The following is a 21,537-nucleotide window of genomic DNA, read 5'->3' on the forward strand; positions in this document are numbered from 1 at the left end:
TCAAAAATAACAGTAACGAATACCTTATTTACCATGATAGTCCTCAAAATTTGGTATTAGCAATTGATTGCAATTAGATTGAAAAAAGAGTGCGATAATGACTATTTTCGCACTCTTTCTATCGCTCGTTCATAATGAAAATGTTCCCTTTTCATACTTGAATAAATAACCTTTTCTCTGCATTTTCAAAGACAAAATCCAAGTATGGTTAGACGCAAATTTGTTAGACAGGTGGGAGTTGTATTAGTTCTCCACAAGAATAGAATCAAGATAGTAACCGAATTAACGCTTTACTCGACTGAGCGTCAGGCCCTGATTTTCCCTAACTATATTCCAATGATTTGTTCCATTTTCACTTCTTCTACGATATTATGTTGTTTTACCACATAAACATATACCGATCCATTTAATTCTTGGTAATCATTTAATTCCAATTGCTGTGAAAGCAACTCTAAAGACGGTGTTAATAAAATAAATCGAGTATTACCCTCTGCTTCTTCACTTGTGAAATCCACTAAACTAAATGCATTCTTAACCCGGATGTTTAATCGCCCATTTTGATATTCATACTCTTTTACAACTTCTATGAAATCTTTTGGAATAACACGTGCTGCACTTACAATTGGTTGGATATGTAGTTGTGTAATCGGCTTAATCGACTGTAACTGAATACTTCTTTCCCTTTCAATATTTTCAAGTCGATCTTTACTACGTTCCTCTAAGTCTTCAATTAGAGTATAGGTTTGGTTAATTAATGCGCTATTTTTATTATTTAAGTTGTCACTTAAATAATTAGTTAATTTTTCCTGTAGAGTTTGCATTTGTTCATCAAATGAACGACGTAAATAAGTACTTTTTCGGTTTAAATAATCATCGCGTTTTATTTGAACAGATTGAAGTATTTTTTTCGCTTGAAGAATAGATTCTTTTTTAAATGATTTATCCTCTGTATCTACTGTATTGATTAATTCAAATTGCTTTTGGAATAGTAAATACGGATCTAATTGAATGTACTCCCCAGTTTTCCTTTTAGCTATTAACATTAATTCTTGTTCTAACTCTCGGCCTGTACCATCAACTACACTGATACGGCTAATTTCTAATGTTAAAGGTTCACTAACATATGTTTTTACTGTACAAATTGGTAAAGCCACTTGTTGCAACTCTTGACTTGCTAATTCCATCGCTATTTTTTTTAATGGATGGTCATTCGGTAATATAGATAACTGTTCTGTTTGTTTATTTGGTCTTAATGTAAACCGTAATGATTCATCAGTTCTTAAAGAATATTTTCGCTTCTTAATTAGTTCACGAATATTTTTAGGGAAACGATCAATTCGAACTGCATTTCCATCATTTGAGATATTTACTTTAATACGGGTTTCTTCAAACTGTTTTACAACAAACTCACCATAGACTCGCGATGGCATACTACTAATTGAAATTTCATGATATGCACGTCTTGCACCCGGTAAATCAAAACTGGAATCATCTAAGCGTTCATGTTTTGCTAATTCTAATAATCTTTCATGTTCTTCAGATAATGTTTTTTCCATTTGTGCAATCAGCTCATCTAAATTTTCTCGTCCGCAAATCGCTTCCTCCATTATGTGAGATAAATCGATATTATTTTCTTCTAGCACCTCACCAATAAAATCATAGACTTGATCTTGTCCTAAATCTGTGCGCATTTGTTCCATCTTATTGAGTAGACGTATCAGTACGTCTCCTTCTCGTGTATTTTTTGCAACAAGATTAAAGATGAACACTTCATTTTTTTGTCCAATACGATGTATACGCCCCATCCGCTGTTCCAAACGATTGGGATTCCACGGAATATCATAGTTAATCATTTGATTACAGAATTGAAGGTTGATAGATTCTCCCCCGGCATCTGTAGCAAGCATAATTTGTACATCATTTCGGAATCGCTCCACTTGTTCACGACGTTTGTCCATCGAGAAATTCCCAACAATTTTTGTGACTTCAGGGACATGCTGTAGGAGCTTTCGTTCAAGGTAATATAAAGTATCTTTTGATTCCGTAAAAATAAGAATCTTTTCTCCTTTGGAAAGCAATCCATCCTGACCGAATAACGTGTTTTCAAGCTCTATATATTTCCGCTCAATATCTTGATTTACAAGCATCTCTACTTTACGAACTAATCCATCTAGAATCTCTATTTCTAACTTTAGTTCCTCTATATCAATTACATCGGTTTCGCCTTCAACTAAAGTCTCTATTTCTTCCTGCTCTTCTGTTGAAATTTCGTCGTATTCAAATGGCTCAATTGATTTATTGTCCGTTAACTCAGATTCTAATAATTCTTTTAACTTTTCTTTACGTCGTTTTAGGGATAAATAAATAGCATCTAGAGACGAACTTAGGCGACGTTGTAAAATCATCATCGCAAATGCTACATTTGGTTTATTATTTTGTTTTGCTCGATTAAAATGCTCTCGTGCATAAGCAGTTACATCTTCGTAAAGCTCTCGTTCCCCATAGCTTAAATCAAATGTAATTGTCGTTGTCGTTCTTTTCGGGAATAACGGAGTACCATCAAAATTTTTCATTGTCTCCTTTAATCGACGAATAACGAAAGGATTACTCTTTTCATATATAGAATCACCAGTATTTATACGTGAAAAAATATCATGGTCTACCAAACTCATTAAATGTCGGAAATTTTCTTTATCTCCTTTATGGGGTGTAGCCGTTAGTAATAAGCAATGCTCTGTGTGACGTAGTAAACTCTCACCAAGCTGGTAAAATTTCGTACGATTCACTTTACGTTTCTTAACGCCATGTGTATAGGCAGCCATTTTATGAGCTTCATCAACGATTACTAAATCAAATTGTGCTTTTAAAATAAATGCTTTAATTTCTTCACGTGAAGCCCAATAAATTGATGCAATTATTTTGTCATGTGATTCAAATGGATTTACTTCACTTGAGCTTTTTAATAAACTTCGATTTATAATGGTAAACTCTTCACCAAACTTATCTTTTAGCTCTTCCTGCCATTGTTTCAATACTAGAGGGGGAACTAAAATTAAAATACGCTCTGCTGCTTGTCTTGCAATTAACTCACGTATTAACATTCCTGACATAATCGTTTTCCCTGCTCCCGGATCATCAGCTAATAAATAGCGTACTTGAGGTGACTGCAACATGCGGCTATACACTGCTTCAATTTGGTGTGGGAGGGGAATAATCTTTCCATTTCCTCGCGCACGAGACTTCGAAAATTTATCCTCTGTCTTTAAGATGTAGTATTGTAGATAGTGTTGCAGTCTTTCAGAATTAAATGAACTTTCCTCAACTTGAATGTTTTCTAAATGTGCTAGTTGCGCCCTCTCTAAATACTGTTCATAATATTTATTTGTTTTACGCCCAATTGATTCAACTAAAAATAGATCATCGTCAATTTCTTCAAAATGCTTTATTTCAACAATTTCCGGCCAGAAAGAGCCTTTAATAATCTCTCCTACTTTTAACAATCCAGCAGCCCCCTCGAATAATTACGATCAAACAACTTAATTTAAATTATATAGCAATCACTCAGCTACTGTTAGAAGAAATAAAAAACAAAACAATAGAGAACTATGTAAAATAGTTCCCTAGCTTCATTAGTAAAGCGCATTATACATATGAATCGTAAATTCTGTCTCGCGATAAGGTGTGGCTTTGTCATCTTCCACGGTTACCATTCTCAGCTCACAAGTTTTCCCTGTTGGATAATAGTTTTCTACAAGATTAAATGTTAGTTGCTCCGTGCGTTCATGGTTTTCGCCCACCATATCAAATGTCCATTCGATTTCATTTGAAATTCGCTCATTATTCAGGTAAAATGCAGCCCGAATTGTACGTGCCTTACATTCTTGTGTAATACTTTGTTCTTGATATATTGGCACTTGGATACGGAAACCTGTGATTACACGTTTTGGCATGGCCACACTGATTTCAACAGGAATCGCTTGTGAAGTACGACGATAATCTATTAGTGGCACAATTACTTCTTGAGGTGTTGCACCGCCATGTACAAACTGTAATCCTCCACCGCCAATAAATCGGTTTACGCCTTTAGCAATCACTTTTTCAACGCCTTCTAACGTTGAAAAATCATCTGGCACATTAATAGCTCCATTATCTACTAGTAGATGGTGACCAACAGCAAAGCGACGATTCGAATCAATAATTTCACCTTTAATACTCATTACTTTAATATCATTTTCAATTCTTGGATACTGATAAAGAAATCCGTGATCTGCTGTTATAAAAATTCGTTTTGCTTGCCATTTAGATAATCGATCAACAGCAATTGATAATTCTTTTATTGCTCGTTCCGCAGCTATATAAGTAGCACGCTCGGATTTTGCAGAATCTCCTGCCGCATCAATTACATCATGATATAAATAAACGAGACGCTTTCCTTTTAAATTTTCATCTGCTGTTACTCTTGACCACTCAAATAAATCTGTTAAACGATAGGCAATTGCTTCTGGATGAGCTGCTTGTAGAATTTTAGTACGATTTGCTAATCCATTTGTAGGTTGATCATCTGCTAATACTGTTCCATTTTCATTGATCGATAACACTTTATGGGGTAATAAAGATGCCATACCTAATTGTGTATACGTTGGCATATTCGCAACTAACGGACTGATAGAGGCAACTCCATTCGAACGTAAATTTAACCGAGAAACTAATTCTGCTCCTACCTCATATCGTACTGCATCCGAAATTATCACAAATACGCGTGTTGATTCTTTCTCAAGAATCGGCTGTAAAACTTCTTTATAAAACTTAGTCTGTTTAGGTAATTTTCCTACTTCTGCAGTTTCTAAAAGATAATTAGTCTCTTGAGCAATTTTCAATAAATATTTATTTTCATACCAATTTGTTAATTGCTCAGCTAGTTCTTCTAGCATTTCTTTATTTTCTAATTGCAAAAACCCCTTCATAAAGCGTCTATATGCTTGATCAATTAAGTAAAGTTCACTTGTATATTGGACGTATAAAGGCTCACGAGTATCATATTGCTTTAAAAATATTTTATACTTTGATAAATCAACTGCATCTATCATTACATTTAACAAGCTTCGGATTCGTTCATTTCGTTTCGCCCAATGCATTTTTGAACGTTTATTCAAAATTTCTTTCCAAGGATCCAAATTGGATGTTTGATGAAGAAGTTCGACTGTTAACCTATTTATCAATAAATGATCGATTATTGGTAAAGTTGAAATTTCAGCAAATTGCTCGATTGGACGTTCGTGTAAGATATCAATAATAGAAAATTTTTGTTCGATTTCCTTCATATACGTTTCTAAGACTTCTACTTCGCTTTCTTTTGTATGTAGCCAGTCATCAATAAATAAAGCACATACATTTCCGCGTGTTGTTTCATATTTCTTATGTAACGACTGTTCTTCAAATTGCGCATGACGTTTGAAATGCGCATACAATACATGTTCCATTAAATACTGCAATGTCAAATCATTTGAATGTAAACCAAAGTATTCCGAAATAAGCTCCCACATACGAATTGAGCTAAATCGTTTTGATATGGCTTTATATACTTCATTTGTTTCTTCTTGTAAGCCACGCAACAATAAATGGCGAGTAATCTCTTCCATATTTGCAATGGGTGCGCCTGTTAGTACCGCTAACATAGCATACTCTATATCACGTTCGCTAGCATTAGGGGGTACCACTTTCTTTAATTTATTTTTACGCTCTGCACTTTTAAAAAACTCTCCATATTCCTTAATCAAAGTTCTTAAAATGGCATCACTTACTTGTAACTGTTCTGCAAGTAAAGCATTCGTATCAGCTTTAAACTCTGTACCGTAAAGCTCCATATCCAGTAAAAAGTTGTCTTCTATCGCTGGTTTTGCAAAATCAGCATATAATAAAAAAGAATCCTTTTTCTTTTCTAACTCGATTTCTAATTTAAGCTTAAAGAAATTATTGCGCGTTAATTGACGGATATGAATCGGTTGCTCTGCTAATGTTTCTTCTAAATCAGAAACAGTATATTCTCCTTGCTCGTCATACCAAAAAATAACCGTGCGCGGCTTATTTTTTTTAAATAGCTCGTCCTCTATTCTATCTTTTAACAGTTCAATGACATTCATTGTGTCACCTCATTATGAATATTTACTAATAATTTTAATTATACCCTACTATGAAACAAGCCTCCTTACGAAAGTAAGAAGGCATGATTATTTATTTAATTTTAGCTAATACACCTTTACCACCACGATATAACTTCTCATGGTTCACTTTCACACCATCGTCGAGATCAATTTCAATCTCTTCGTTAGCTATCTCAGCTAAACGTTTATCAAACTCTCGTAGTTCATCCATCTTCTTTTCAAATGAAGTTTTTTCTGCTGTTAGTTTTTTCTTCTCACTTGCTGATAAGTTTGGATTCACTAATCTGTTTTCTAAATCTGTAATTTCATTTTGATACTTAGCTTGAATCTCTTGCAAATGCTCGAAACGAATCGTTGCCATTGTTTCTGGTTGATAACGCTGCATATAAATAAGAGTACGCAAACCTTTTTGCTTTCCGGAATCCACCAACCAATAAATTGGACGTTTTTGATATAATTTACAATGGTCTGTAAAAAATTCATCTAAAAAGTACCGACGTATACGAGCTTCTGCATCTTCACCTTTTTTCATTTCAAGTGCTTCTGCTAGCCACTGTAGATTCTCATTGACTGTATCGGGAGAAAAGGCTAGTTTTAGGAACTCACGTAATCGGAGAATAATATCATCCCCAAAATATGTCGATTCAGTAAAATGAATAATACCATTTGGCGTAGGTCTAAAAGATGAATACTTACTATCATCCCATTCCCCACCTGCATATGATAATCCTTCGCTATCTAAAGAGTACCTACCTGTTAGACAACCAATAAAATAAGAAAGAAATGCACGTATATCTGTTTCTAAATTAGCAAGTTTAATACTTGTATTTTTTTCTTCAATAACTGAATCTAATTCATCGTATAACCCATAAATTCTAATAAAGAATTCATTAATATTTTCTTCATTACTTTGTAATTTATTTAAATCTTCTTTAGTCTTATTTGACCATTGATTAAAACTTTCCGATAAGTAGCTCTCATCACTCGTAAGTAAAGGATGTTTTGAAAAACCCCAAGATATCTCATAAGAGTCCCAATTTTCTTTTGTAATCTTCACATTTTCTATTACAGCGATTTCAATTTCATCACTTTTCTCTACAATAATCGGTAATTTACTTACTGCTCCGGGATTATAATCTAAAGTAGGTGATAAGAAATTTAAAAACAATTGAGACACTTTAGAATTAAGTAATCCTAATAAATAATAAAGATTAACTTTTTCTTTAATTATACATATTGGACCTTTTGTATCAAATAAAAAGCCGGGATATGAATATCTGAAAGAAATACTTCCTGTTGTTAAAGAAGACCAAGTAAGTCCTTCCATAAAATAGAATTCTTCACTATTTGCTATCCCCATTCTAGAGGAAGGTTTTTTAATAGAATTTAAATAATGACCGAATTCTTTAATTTCTTCCCCATTATTCTCCCAATTAACTATATAATAATTATTTCCAAACCATTTTTTAAATTCTCCACCTTTATGATAGGGGAACCATTTCTTATTACTACTAACTGCATCTTCAGCATTTGAACTCCCAAAACCAAGTTTCGGAAGCTCTACTTCATGCCATAACCTTAGAAATCTTTCATTATCGCCTGTTTGTAAGCCAACTCTCGGAATAGCGTATTTTGATAATTCTTTTTCATTCAAAAATATCGAATATACCTTTTCTGTACACCAATATGCTATCGGGTTATTAGGTAAATCTAAAAAATTCGTTTGACTGGATAAATAAAAATTTTTTTCCTTGTTTTCTTTTATATTTAAAAAAGTTTTCTCTTTAGAGTTTTTATTAGATATGTCTACCAACCTAAAATATAAGCCCTTAGAATTCAAGAAAAAGTTCCTTAATACAAATGTGGTGGATTGTACGACTTCCCCTCCTATTTCTTCAAACGCTCTAGGACCTATATGTAACATACTATCAATGTTTTTGTTATTGATAATCTTTAATCGTAATTTTTGATAACTACTTGAAAACATCCAAGAATGTTGGTTAATAGCAGCATACAAAGATTCCTTTTTTAAATAATGATTAATTTCCATGAAGGCTGTAAATAAATCTGTTTTTGAATCGGGATAACTATTTTTTAAAAAAGTAGAAATTTCTTCATTCATACTACCTTTGCCCATATAAGGCGGATTCATCACAACAACATCATATTCATTACGCATTATTTTTGTTTGTTTAACTAATGCTGGCAATACTTCTTTTGCAGTATTATGCTGTTCTGCAAAAAATAAATCTTCTACAGGGTTATTTTGAATATGTTCAAATCGCTCTTCGATGAACGTAAGATCTCGTTCTGTGACATTAATTAACGAACCGTATGTTTTTGCATTGTAATATTGATTAAAGAAGTTTTTTACTTGATTATATTGATTTCCCTTTTCCTCCTGAGCGATGTATGCAATCACATCATTAGAGATATGATTCGTTTCCTCAATAGATGCTAGATTTAGCTGAATACCTTCTCGTTCAACATTCCTCAAAAAACGACGAGAGTATGAAGATGCCTTCATTACTACTGCAAATGCTGCTAATTGATATGCGCGGTCATCAATATCTAATCCATATAAGTTGTTTTCTATGATTAATCGTGGAATATCACGTTCTGGATACCCACACTTTTCATAAATCTGATGGAATACCTCAAACGCATAGACTAAAATATGTCCACTTCCCATTGCAGGGTCAAGTAACTTAATATCCTCTACTCTTAACTCTTTATTCACATATGGAGCAATTTTTTCATGGAAATCTTCTTCCTCATGCTTAATGAAGTATCCCCAATTACTGATTAAATCTTCATCTTCTCGATGCGATTCGGTCCAGTAGCGTCCTAGTGAGTTCTGTACCATATACTGTACTATCCACTTTGGTGTAAAGAGTTGTGTTGCAAAAGGAATTTCCTCTTTTTTATATTTGCTTTTTTGCGCAAATACTCGGTCCTTTTCTTCTGCAATGTAATATTGATACAGCCAGCCAATCACTTCAATTTCTTCAAAACTATTGTTTAATTCATCATTTCGAACAAGTTTCTTTATGACTGATTCTGCATCTAGTAAAAAGTCAGGAAGTAAAAGTTCTGAGTAATCTTGAATTTTTTCAAATAAGAAAGATAAAATACTGCTTAATGCATTACATTGTGCGATAAATAATTGACGATATGCTCCTTCTGTATCCCCTGCATGTAATAATTCACGAATCTCTTCTTGTTTTACAGGTAAATCCATCGTTTCATATTCAAATAAAATATCAGGATCTACACGTCCTACACTACTTGACAACACATTTACTTTTTCAGGTAAGTAATCATGTACTTCCATATAACGAATGGCAATAATACGGTTAAACCATGTATAGGCAACCTCTTCAACTAACTGCTTATAACCTTTTTGTTTAAGCTGATTCTTTAATGAGTTGAATGCTGGTTTCATATAAAGGGGATATTGCTTATCATTAATCATTAATTGCCCAAATTGTTCTTGAATTTCTAAATCATTCTTTTCATCAATACCATACATTAGTGCCTTTGTTTTTACTTTATCGATTAATTGACGACGTGCTTGAATGGCAAAGTATTTCAATTCCGTTTTGTTCACTTTTTCCACCTCATTACAACAAAGGAAGGGAAGCTCCTTCCAATACCTATAATTCAATTTTTAATGTATTTTCTTTTAGTTCTTTTAATAACTGTGTTCGTAACTCTACTAATACAGCATCTAAGTCAGATTGTGTTTCGATGCTTGTATTTGAAATCATGCTTTTTAATTCTCTTGAAGAAATAATTTTTGTTCCTTTTTCACGTACAATAATAGTAGGTGCATCCGGATTGGGTGGAGTTACTTTAGCTTGTAGATTTAACTCTTCCTCTTTCTGTTTCGCCTCTACTTGAATTGATTCGGTAACCGAACGTAATTTTGATAAATTCATCTGAATAGTAATCAAACTATTACTGCCTAGAATTTCTTGCTGTAACGCCTTGAATTGCTGCATCTTATCATTAATTAAACCTAAAACAATACCGTTATTTGAATAATAATCTTTCAAATCATCTAGTTTTTTCTCTAGTTGATTAATTTGACCTACAAGTCCTTGTTTTTGTTCTGTTACTTCTTCTTGAATTGCTTGTTCTAGCTTTTCAATTAAACGTGGTAATTGTGGAATTTCAAGATAAGGCAATGATTTTGTTAAGATATCTGTTATCTGTTTTTTTAGCACGTTTACTTTCTTTGATTGAGTATAACGTAAATCATTTTGAACTTGATTTAAAAAAGCTACGGCCTCATCAAATCGTTCAATTGGTGATTTTAGATAGAAACCAGATAACTGTTCGATAGCTTTTTCCCAAATGTATAAATCATCTTCGGCATCAATAAATGCCTTAACAAGCTGTTCCGGTTCTCTAATTTGTGTGGATCGAAGAATATCAATTTTTAAAGAACTAATCTTTGTTCCTTCAGGATAAGTAAACTCAGGAGATAGTGTTTTCTTTCGACGTTCATCCATCTCATCTAATGGTTCGATAAAATACTTCTGTAATGCCGATTTAATCGCATTCGCAAACTCTTGATAAGAATCTCCAATATCCATTCGTCCGAATAAATCCTTATATAATCCAGTGAATTCACGACGCACTTTTGGATCTACTTCAATTTCAGGAATCACACGGATTTTATCTCGCTCTGTTGATCGAGCAAGTTTATCATAAAATTGAGGTAAAGTCGTTGGTGTGAAGTGTTCATCTGCAATCATTAACTTTACTTTACCGGACTGCATTAAAGCTAGGACAATGCCAATTGTATCATAGTCACTCCAGCCATAAGGGACCTGATTATATTTATCAATAAAATCCTTTAACGCTGGTTTCTGATGCATTCTAATGAGTTCATCTAAATAGCGTAATACTTCGTTATAAGCTTTTACATTACCTGTTTCACCTAGTAAATCATTTGAAATACCTTCCTCAGCTAGTTTTCTCCATTGTTCTTTGAATGTTTTCATTTGAATTGGCTCATCAATGTATTCTAAATACTTGTATGTGTTTTGGATTAACATATCAAAAGCGTCTGATACTTGCTTTTCAAAACTCCCTCGGAATGTACGCTCCTGCATTTGAATGAAGATTTTTGCTTCTTCACAAGCTCTTCGTAATAATTCTTCTCCCTTTACCTCGTAGTCACCAATACTTTCCATTTTTGCATCATAAATACGATGTTGCGCCTGTGTTGTACTTGGATTACGTTTTAAATTCACATAACGGCGAATCTGTTCAGAAATACGAATGGCTTCTTCTGCCTCGGCAATTAATTCCTCATTTAGATAAATAACCATTTGCCCTTCTATTGCCTGTAAAGCAGCTTCTGTAGGTGTTAATCCACCCGTAATTACTTGCATCGTCAATGGGTACTTCATATTTGTTTTTGCATAATTATCGAAGCGTTTATTGTAATCAAATAGCATTCCCTTTTGATAGTTATATTTAGCGTTTGGATACAGTTTCTCAAAAAATGTATCGCCTAATCTTTCTTGAATTTTGATAGCATTAACATCAACGTTACGAATTTCTTTATTTATTTCTTGCTCTTCATCTGATAAAAATGAGTAAGTTCCATCCGCGTGCTTTTCAATAAACATCATTTGCTCTAGACGGTTTAACGATTCTTTAATCACAAGTTCGTTTTTTTCAGACTGAATACTTTCTAATAATAGTGTTGAAATATTGTTTGGTGTTGCTTTAATATGATCTAATCCTTTAATCAAATACAATACCTTTAATACATCAACATCATTTTCAACAAGACCTTCCGAATTTTTTGCTCGGTTTTCAGCTCTCGAAATCGTCTGTACGATAGCTGATTCTAAATGTTGACGAATAGTTGGATAAAACTCCGCCATTGTTACTAAATTGCCTAACTCTTCTTGCCCATTATAAATCGCTGCTTCTTGGAAAGCTTTTAATAAGGAACGTTCCCCTCTTGAAGCATAAGAACTTCCTTCACCATGTATACCAATTTTCTCTAAAACAGCTTGCAATAAATCCACTTGATAAGGTATAAATGGATATGTTTCAACAAACTCATTTGTAGAACGATAGCCAGAGCGATATTGCGTTCGATCTTTATCAAAAGAAAGGCGATTTCGAATTAATTGCTCATTCGGTTCAAAAATGGACTCTAATGTTTTCGAAGCCGTTTCTGTCTTTTCTAATAATCGGCGTTTTAAAACTTCATCCGTATCTGAACTCGATAAATTAATCCGTGTTTCAAATCTTCCTTGAATTTTCGAAAAATCTTTTGTATTGGCTGCATTCATATTAGAAACATCTTTAATCTTTTCCTGAGAAGTAACAGCAATCCACGCTTGTCCCATTGCAGCAGCACCAATTTCTTCTACAGCGTTTTGTAAATCAAGCATAAGGTTATTATCTGTACCGATATATTGACCAACTTCATCAATTAAAAAGATTAAGCGATAATCGGAGCCTTTAGATTTACAATATTGTGCAACAAGCTCACCTAACTGAACCGCTGAAATGGAAAATTCCTTTTGTGCTGATTTTACTAGGAAATCCGCTGTTTCTTGTTCATAGCCAATTTCACAAAGAGCAACAATAATTTTTGCATATCTCAAGCGGAATTTAGTACGGAAATCTTGCCATTTTTCGTTATACAATTCTTCAATTTTCGAACAAAAAGCATCGTATTTATGGTCACTTGCTAATTGTCGTTCAAAATCTGCTACCCATAGAGTATTGGAATACCCTAAGTGTTCATTAAAAATACGTAAGATAATTTCGATAATACTTTCTTTCGTTCCACGTGCTGCACTGGCACCAGCTTCAGAACCTACATTAAATAACAATGCATCTGAAGGTTTTGATTCTATCCGAGACATTGCATCTAAAAGTGCAGTATCATAAATTTTATCTTTAAAGTATTCAAATGGCATTTCCCCCCCGACTTTCTTACCGTCCAATAAGTAAGATAAAATTTTAAGGAAATGTGATTTACCGGAACCGAAGAAACCAGAAATCCACACACCCACATTTTTCGTTGGTGTTGAATACGCCTTCTCATAATTTTTATAAAATCCTTTTAAACTATCTAAAATTTCTGCTGTCACAACATATTCTTCTAACTCGGTTTGAATTGTATCTTCATCAATTTGACCCGCTTGTACAACACCATTGATCGGACGGTCAATTCTTTTTTCAAAAATCTCTTGAATAATCATTGTTCTCACTCCTTATGAAATTCTAGTGATTTGGTATTCATCTTCATGTCGAAATTTGTTAAAAAGACGTAAATCTACTCCTGAAAAATAACCCGGATAAAATAATATCAGCGGTGTTCTAAATGCATGGTTAGATAGTTTTTTAAGTAAATGACTGGAGCGAATAAATGGATGTACTGTTCCTACACCTGTTATAAAAATCAATTCCACGTTATCCGCCTCTTTAATGAACGCGTTTACCAACAAATCTTGATCTTCTAAAACAGTTTGAATAGCTTGAGAAAGTTCCAAATAGCCTTCTTCTTCAGCAATAGTGATTAATTCTTCTAGATCTTCTTCGAATAAACTAATCAGGAATTCAAAAAGATTAATTTCTTTTATATTTAATGTTGACCGCTTTAATAATCCTTCAACATATGTACGTACTGTTAATTCATCTTCTACTGGATAATCAAGAACAAAATGCGGAATTTCACTGCCAATCCCTTTTGGTGTCGTAAACCCTTCTTCATTTATACGTTCTTCCAATTGTTCTAATCGTTTATATATGGTCACTCTTAACCACCTGCCTTTAATGTTATTAATGCTTTTAACAAAACGTCCTGTTCTTCAGCATACTGTTTAAGAGCTTGACTCACATATAAAGGAGAGACTTTGTACTCATCTTCTACTAATTCAACCATACTACTTTCTCTGTAAAATAATAGAAGAGTACTATTGATTTTCTTTTTTGTAGCTATATGCCAATTTGCGATTTTCTCTGATTGTTGTTCCTTTTCTTCCATGTAAAAACTCATATCTGAAACCTGTAAAGTTCCATTCTTATGTTGATATCGATAAACAATCAATTCATAGAAATTTTCGTAGGCATATCGATAACATTTAAGGAAGCTATATAATAACAGTATTTTTTGGTCAGAATTGGTGCCATTGAAATAGTATTCAGATAATGTTGGATATAATGTCTTTGCTCTGCGATAAACCATTTGAAACCTTTTACTAATAGCCGACTCACTTCTTAACAAGAAAACATTATCCTCAATTACTTTACTTTTAATTTCTTTGCGGCTAAAACCTTGGTGAAGTTGTTCTAAAACATATTCAATTTCCTGTTGGAACCATCCTTCGCTCGTAAAACCAGCTGAATATTCCATTAAAAATCCCTCGTTTCAAAATCACTAGGAAAATCGTATCTATAATTTCCATTTTACATGAATTGACTTTTTATTTAATAAGCAAATTAAGCGGAAGTTCTCACTTCTTAACTTGTTTATATTAATGTTGTTTACACCTGTACAAGGGTACTTTTTATATAAATTCCTTTTCTATAATTTTCTCTGCCCGTTTTATCTTGTTAGCCCGTACAAGCGTAGATACTGAAATCCCAGTCATTTCTTGAACTTGTTTATACGAATGATTTTCTAGTAATGATATGGCAAGATTAATTTGCTGCCTTGAAAACTTTTTTGGTCTTCCCTCTCGAAAATCAGGTTTCTGCTTGGCTAAGATTTTCCCTTCTTGAGTTCGTTCTACAATCATATCTCTCTCAAACTCAGCAAATGAAGAGAAAATCGTAAATATTAACCTACCAGTGGGTGTATGTTCAATAACACCCATATTTAATACATGGACTTTAATATTTCGATCAAATAAATCTTTAATTATTCCTAAAGCATCTTGTGTACTCCGAGCAAAGCGGTCAAGTTTTGTGACCACCAATGTATCTCCTTCTTGCAAGAGATTGATTAATTTTTGAAATTCCACTCGCTTCTTACTTGTGCCGGTATATTTTTCAGAAAATATTTTATGACAGTTTTCCTTCTCTAATTGTTGCAACTGTACTTCTAAATCCTGATGAAATGTACTCACTCTAGCGTAACCATATTTCATAAAAATCACCTCTAACACACCAGTTTTAAGCACGTATTTTTGAACATAAGTATTGATTAAGGTTAATCCCCCCTATTTTACAGTACCAGAAGTGCATGTTCAATACTTTGAAGTATTGGCAATCTCCTATATTTCAATCGTTAAAAATTATGTTAGGTTATGGATAAAACCAATCATTTTGATTACATAAAAAAAGAGTGAGAAAATGGTTATTTTCTCTCTCTATATTTAAATAAAACTAATATTTTTTTGGTTTCTTTAATTTATGATTACATATTCCACCGGTAAAAAATGGGCATCTTTATTGAATTTATTTTGGATAAATATATTTCTATGTTTGTAACAATGAATATATTGCAACCCCCTACCGCATTTATAGTAACTATAAATCTGGTAGGAAACTTATGTTCTTCTGCAATTTAGACTAAATTTACATTTTTTTCATAAGTAGCTTAGTTTAAGTAATATAAATGATTCATTCCTCTTTAATAATCTTCCAATAAGTTTATCATGAGATGTTAGAGAATAAACCACTCTTCCAGAAGCCTCACGAATCTGTGAGTCTAATTTTTATCCTGCGGGAATAAATTTATCCGTGAACGCATCATTATAATTAAATTCGTTTCCTGTCTATTATCCATGGTTACCTCCTTTTAACTACATCGATTTTTTAATCAGTTCAATAATTGCGGCAATCTGTGAAGTCATCTAATCTTACTACAAGATGATGGCTTTCTGGTTTAGGAATCATGCCCGCAGAGGATGCGTGTCAAGTTGCCAATATAATTCTCGATCCTGCAAAACTTTGTTTTTTATGTGCTATTTAGAGGACGGAGCAACATGGGGAAAGTCGTTATTAATGTCCAAATCGTGTGTTGAAACGCCTCAATTTTGACAACTTAAATGTCAATGCTATTTTTGGGATTAAAATGCTGAAAAATTGGACGTTCTAATACGTCAAAAATATTATCCAAAATGATATAAAAACAGCTTTTGGACATGAATACCGTCAAAAAGAGGACACCTAGTATCGTCATCATTTGGACAAAAGAACTTAGTAGTAACAACATTCAGTTAAAAAGACATTAACCGCGATTTGTCTGTATAAGAAGGGCCAATATGTATCTTTTTTTCTAAAGTTAATTAACAAATTTTCCACAAAAAAGGTGAAAAACACACTAGCTTTAGAAATACCTAGTATGTAATTCACCTTTTATTAAACCCTATTAGTTGAATTCAATTCTAAAATCTTTGCCAAATCATTACCTGGTGGTAAGTAATGAAGAGTCGTGGCAAGTTTTGCGTGTCTTAGTTGTTCTTTAATCGTCATAACATTAATTCCCTCAGAATACATTAGAAAAGCACATGTATGACGGTAATCATGAAGTCTTATTCTACGTGTTATTCCAGCTATTTTATATATTTTTTTCATTACCCTATATATTTTCTTTTCACTTAAAGGTTTGCCAATTTCAAAGAAAACCTCTTTATCATGACCCTCACTCCACTCAATCCAAGCAGGATGTTCAATATATGATTTTAATTCTTTTTTCAACAATTCAGTCATCCTTACCACACCTGCTGTGGTTTTTTGCCCTCGTGTTATCTCGATTTGGCTAAATTCAAAAGAAATTTGAGACTTTTTCATTTTCAGTAATTCTTGTTTCCGAAGCCCGCAGGTAAGGAGTAAAAGCACTAAAACATAATACTTTTTAGTAAAAGGGTCCAATTTATATGCTGCATTTAATACAGCTACACACTCTTGTTTACTCATTGTTCTATCTCTATGGACTAACCGATAATATGGGTTTTTATAATATTTCAGTGGATTTGTCTTGATCATGCCCACTGATTTCAAATAGTGGAGAAAACTTTTTATGATTGAGATATTTTGGTAAAGCAACTGATCTGAAAGTCCTTCTTCGATTAGGCTTTCAACATATTCATCCATAAAGTCTTCATCGATTGGATCATATGATCCATCTTCTTCTATATAATAGAAGTTATCAAAGTCAATTTTATGAACAGCACCTTTGTTCATTAAAAAGATACCGAAACACTTTAATTTAGATTTATAACCTATTTTTGTACTTTTTGCTAAATTAGCGTTTTCACTCCAAAACTTGAAATAATTTGAATCTAATAAAACATTCATTTTTTATATTCCCCTTTTTGTTTTATATCAATTACAACTTTACTTAAAGGGTGCCTTTCAATATCTTCTTTTAGTTGGTCGTTTGTTTGTTTTGTGTACTGTTGTAAAGCATTTATAGTTTTATGTCCCATTAAATCCATCATTGCAAAGATGTTAATTCCGGATCTAATACCATGAACTGCGAATGAATGACGAAAATTATGAACACTTAGCCTCTCAGCCTCCTCTTCTGAAATAGATGACGCTTGTTTAACAAGACTTTTAATCATATCCCTTACTGCTCTTTCAGTAATATGGGTACCTTGGTTTAACCCACTAAAAACAAATAAGTCCCCATGTTTTTCTTTTAATCTTTTCCAGTCTTCATCTAAGTGACCGTATATAAAGTTGATATATCTTAATAAAATTTCAAATGAATCTCTTTGGATGTAGGCTGGTTTCTTAACACCTTTATTGCGTTTCCTTCTTACCATAACCATTTCATTTTCGATATCTATATCTGCTATTTGTATTCCAACAAGTTCACTAATTCTTAGGGCTGTCCCAATGAATACGCATAGAATTGTATAATTTCTTAAACCATTACTCGTATATTTACTTAGGACTAGCAGCTCTTTTATTTGTTCTTTAGTATAAAATTTAGGCAAATCATTACTGTCCCAATCAATTTTCAAAGAAGTTTGGAAATCCTCTTTGTTATTGTCATAAAACTCACTTGTAGTTGTTTTTATGAAGGCACGTAAAAAAGCTGCCTTTTTATTTCTAGTACTTTTTTTACAATAGGAATTAATATATTCCACTAGTGTTTGTGTTGGATATATTATATTTTCAAACAGCAAGCTTCTATTTAGGCCTTTACTACTGAGAAAAGAGAGCAGTTGTTTAATTTCATATTTATACGATTCTTGAGTAGACACGGTATAATTCATAAATTTGGCACTGGAGTAGAATTTATTAACCGCATCTTCTAAAGTTAGATTGTTAACCCTTGTTTCCTTCACACCCTCTGGATTCGTTGTTAGGTTAAATACAGACCTTGCTGCTTTCAAAATAGTTTCTAAGTCATTTACTTTTAAGAGTTCTTGTAGCTGACTCTCCACCTCAGATTGTTTTGATTTTTTTTTAATAATGCTCACTTTAAATCACCTTCTATCAAATCTAGCTTTGCTAGCTCATCTTTAACGTATTGACGTTCTAAGTGAATGTACCTTGAAGGCATATGTCCTGATTTATGACGGGCTAATTCCTTAATTAGAGGAAGTGAACTATATTTTGTTACATTAGTGATAAAGGTATGTCTTAATAAATGTAATCCGCCATCATAATCCCAGCCTGCAATTAAGGTATATATTTTATAATTACGATACAACTTCCTTTTGAAACTTTTGGGGTTTTTCTCAAATACATAACCTGATTCCTTATTGTTAATTTTTAATAAATGATTATAAATCAAATCGGGAATTGGCAGGATTGATGAGTTTCTTTTCGATTCATTGATAACTACAGTTTTAGTCCCTAAGTTAATATCATCCCATTTTAAATTAGCAACCTCTATTCCTCTGAACCCCATAAATAGCATTAATAAAAAAGCTAATAGTTCTTTTTCAGGCTCATCAGAGTACAAAAAAATTACATCTAAAAACTCCCTGACTTCAGATTCTTTAGGAATAGGTCTATATTTGTAGTCATCTATTTTTATTTTTGTTATATCGCTTGCAATATCTTTTGAAATTCTTTTCTTTTGGTAAAGTATTGAAAAAAATGTATATATACAATCAATCCATTTCTTCGCGGATCGTTCAGACATTTCCCCTTCATTAACCATCCTCAATAAGAATGATCTATAATCATTTACGTGTTCCGCTTTTATCTCATTCACTATAATGTTATTGATATTTTTATGCTTGTAACTTTCTATATTTTGAGTTAACCATCTAAACAGCCCTCGAACTTGTTGTATTAAATTTGCATATACACTTTCATCCTTTGTCCCTTTCAACCTTAATTCCCTAGCACAAAATTGTACTAATGGATGGTTGAAATCTTCTGCTTTGCTTGCCTCAAAATACCTTACCTTTAGATTTTTGAATGGAGCTATCTTCATTAAATATTGATTAATATATAACTCTTCATTTTCAGATCCTAGCTCGCTTGAAATTCGTTCAATGACGGTTTCATTTATCAAATCATTTTCAGTAATTTCCTTTTCATTTTTATTCGCTATTTTCATCGTAATTTTTATCAGCTTTTTAAATACATTAAATATAAATAAATACGTTGTTGGATCAAGATGCATTTTACTTTCAAAATACACAATAATAGAACGCAATTGAAATTCTTCTCGTATAAGGTTATTCATTATCCACGGATTAATTTGTGTACTTCCGTAATTTATATGGTTTTCCTCTTTGCTTAAAGGGTATTTACTAGCTAACATATCCATCATCTTCCTTGTATCAGCATAATTAATATTAATCATTTCCAAGTTTTTAACATTTATTCCAAAATAGGAAGAGTGTTTCTCATAAATACCATACTGAGAAGAACTCTTCCGTTCTTTTCCGAAACGTTCCTTATCTGATTCACTCCATAAGTCACTAATGTTACTGAATACTTCATCATCTTTCATTGTTCCTAACCTCCAAAAAAAACCCCAAGGCAAATTGTTATTGAGAACAATTTGACCTTGGGGTTTTCCCTTTGTATTTATAATATTGTATATTCTAATTTCATATATTTTAAGAGATATTTAAAGGTTTAATTATAATTTTTGTATATTAATTTTGTTTATGCTTTTTCAGACTCCTGAATTTCTGTATATAAGTATGTATTACCAAAATATCTGACCTGTCCGATCACTTCACGTCAACTAAATTGCCTTTTGGTGATTAAAGCAATAGACCTTTCCTTGAAACTTCTTATTAGAAAGACAAAAAGCAGCAACCTTCTCAGACACAGGTTCATTACAGGTAGTACACTTGTGGCTGCTTTGGTTACTGTTTTGCTTCTGTTCTTTATTGTTTTGAATGGCTACATTATGTGTTTCTCTTAGTTCAGCATCTGTTATGTTAGCCTTTTGGATTATCGCAAAGATACTTTCAATTTCTTGTTCAGTAATGAGTGGAGTATTATTTTGTAATTTAAGAACAGAAACCTTTCTGTGAAGGAAATCGGATAACTCCACATCGTAAACAATCAACTCTTTGGAAGAAATCTTTCTCATTTCTAAATCCACTTTAAAGGTACATCTTTTCGTAAAGGATACGATTGATATGAAATGGTCGCTAAATTTACCATCCACCAAACTCAACAACGCTTTGATATGGCCATGATTTTGCATAAATGGATTCATCATTTTAAACTTACCGTTCACTGACCACTCTTTCCGATTCTTTGATCCGTAGATAGTACCCTGATAATTTTTAGTTTCAATAACAAATATGCCATATGGAGTGATAACGATATGATCAATCTGAGAATATCCTGATATGGATTTCCGGTTAGGCACCATTATATCCGATAAGTGCCTGAACTCTTTTGGCAATTGATTCAATTGAATATGTATCTTATATTCTCCTAATTCCCCTTTTCTTACCGCAACCCGGTCATTTTGACGTTTATTTGAAACTGGTGTTATCACATCTTTAGTGCCTTCATTAGTTGATGTCTTTTTCTTTTTGAATAATTCAAAGAACATGACCTTTATCTCCTTCTCCCATATGAAACAGCAGCTGCTTAACCTAACTAAAAGACAGAAAGTTAACCATTAACCATTAACCATGTAACTCATCAGTTAAGCTACGAAACCCCATCAGTTAACTAAACCTTTTACAATTTAACCTTAACTTTAGGGACTACATATTCTTATAACAAGAAAACGATTAAACGGTTAAAATTATTCGAAAAAATGGGCGATTTAGTATATTTCAGATATATCGTTTCTTACAATACAATAAACCCCACTGTACCTTGTCATAAATAATCTCTTCTTTTTCTTAACTATTTAGGAAACATAAGACATCCACTCATTAAATGCTTTAGAGTGCGATAATGGGAATTTTTCGCACTCTTTCTTTCAATTATCTCG

Annotated in this window: 11 protein-coding genes; all 11 read right to left on the reverse strand. The window is 32.7% G+C overall.

All coding sequences use genetic code 11. The features are described 5' to 3' along the window. Window positions 1-326: 326 nt before the first annotated feature. Complete coding sequence (locus D0469_RS14505; RefSeq protein ID WP_117327460.1) at window positions 327-3,500, reverse strand: helicase-related protein; 3,174 nt, start codon at window positions 3,498-3,500, stop codon at window positions 327-329. 129 nt (window positions 3,501-3,629) lie between these two features. Further along, window positions 3,630-6,140, reverse strand: coding sequence for a BREX-1 system phosphatase PglZ type A (pglZ, locus tag D0469_RS14510; RefSeq protein ID WP_117327461.1), 2,511 nt, complete (start codon window positions 6,138-6,140; stop codon window positions 3,630-3,632). 91 nt (window positions 6,141-6,231) lie between these two features. Next, the gene (gene pglX, locus D0469_RS14515; RefSeq protein ID WP_117327462.1) at window positions 6,232-9,771 is read right to left on the reverse strand and encodes a BREX-1 system adenine-specific DNA-methyltransferase PglX; all 3,540 of its coding nucleotides are present in this window, start codon (window positions 9,769-9,771) and stop codon (window positions 6,232-6,234) included. Window positions 9,772-9,817: 46 nt separating this feature from the next. After that, entirely contained in the window at window positions 9,818-13,405 is a 3,588-nt protein-coding gene (gene brxC, locus D0469_RS14520; protein ID WP_117327463.1) for a BREX system P-loop protein BrxC, read from the reverse strand. A gap of 12 nt (window positions 13,406-13,417) precedes the next feature. Then, on the reverse strand, window positions 13,418-13,960 hold the full coding sequence (locus D0469_RS14525; protein ID WP_117327464.1) for a BREX protein BrxB domain-containing protein: 543 nt from the start codon (window positions 13,958-13,960) through the stop codon (window positions 13,418-13,420). Between the two features lie 2 nt (window positions 13,961-13,962). After that, complete coding sequence (locus tag D0469_RS14530; protein WP_117327465.1) at window positions 13,963-14,559, reverse strand: BrxA family protein; 597 nt, start codon at window positions 14,557-14,559, stop codon at window positions 13,963-13,965. 154 nt (window positions 14,560-14,713) lie between these two features. Then, a complete protein-coding gene (locus D0469_RS14535) occupies window positions 14,714-15,295 on the reverse strand; it encodes a recombinase family protein (protein WP_117327466.1) in 582 nt (193 codons plus the stop codon). Between the two features lie 1,216 nt (window positions 15,296-16,511). Beyond that, window positions 16,512-17,450 carry a tyrosine-type recombinase/integrase gene (locus D0469_RS14540; RefSeq protein WP_117327467.1) on the reverse strand — a complete coding sequence of 313 codons (939 nt, stop codon included), beginning with the start codon at window positions 17,448-17,450 and terminating at the stop codon, window positions 16,512-16,514. Next, entirely contained in the window at window positions 17,447-18,586 is a 1,140-nt protein-coding gene (locus tag D0469_RS14545; protein WP_117327468.1) for a tyrosine-type recombinase/integrase, read from the reverse strand. The genes D0469_RS14540 and D0469_RS14545 overlap by 4 nt, the downstream gene beginning before the upstream one ends. Beyond that, on the reverse strand, window positions 18,583-20,079 hold the full coding sequence (locus D0469_RS14550; RefSeq protein ID WP_117327469.1) for a tyrosine-type recombinase/integrase: 1,497 nt from the start codon (window positions 20,077-20,079) through the stop codon (window positions 18,583-18,585). The genes D0469_RS14545 and D0469_RS14550 overlap by 4 nt, the downstream gene beginning before the upstream one ends. A gap of 240 nt (window positions 20,080-20,319) precedes the next feature. Continuing rightward, window positions 20,320-21,147 (reverse strand): nuclease-related domain-containing protein, encoded by an 828-nt coding sequence (locus D0469_RS14555; protein ID WP_117327470.1) that lies wholly within the window; start codon window positions 21,145-21,147, stop codon window positions 20,320-20,322. Window positions 21,148-21,537 lie beyond the last annotated feature (390 nt).

The organism is Peribacillus saganii, assembly GCF_003429095.1.
Taxonomy (GTDB): domain Bacteria; phylum Bacillota; class Bacilli; order Bacillales; family DSM-1321; genus Peribacillus; species Peribacillus saganii.

Coding starts and splice junctions, on each gene's coding strand:
- pglZ (WP_117327461.1), bottom strand. CDS start 6,140: ATGAATGTCATTGAACTGTTAAAAGATAGAATAGAGGACGAGCTATTT.
- brxC (WP_117327463.1), bottom strand. CDS start 13,405: ATGATTATTCAAGAGATTTTTGAAAAAAGAATTGACCGTCCGATCAAT.
- D0469_RS14530 (WP_117327465.1), bottom strand. CDS start 14,559: ATGGAATATTCAGCTGGTTTTACGAGCGAAGGATGGTTCCAACAGGAA.
- D0469_RS14535 (WP_117327466.1), bottom strand. CDS start 15,295: ATGAAATATGGTTACGCTAGAGTGAGTACATTTCATCAGGATTTAGAA.
- D0469_RS14540 (WP_117327467.1), bottom strand. CDS start 17,450: ATGAATGTTTTATTAGATTCAAATTATTTCAAGTTTTGGAGTGAAAAC.
- D0469_RS14550 (WP_117327469.1), bottom strand. CDS start 20,079: ATGAAAGATGATGAAGTATTCAGTAACATTAGTGACTTATGGAGTGAA.
- D0469_RS14555 (WP_117327470.1), bottom strand. CDS start 21,147: ATGTTCTTTGAATTATTCAAAAAGAAAAAGACATCAACTAATGAAGGC.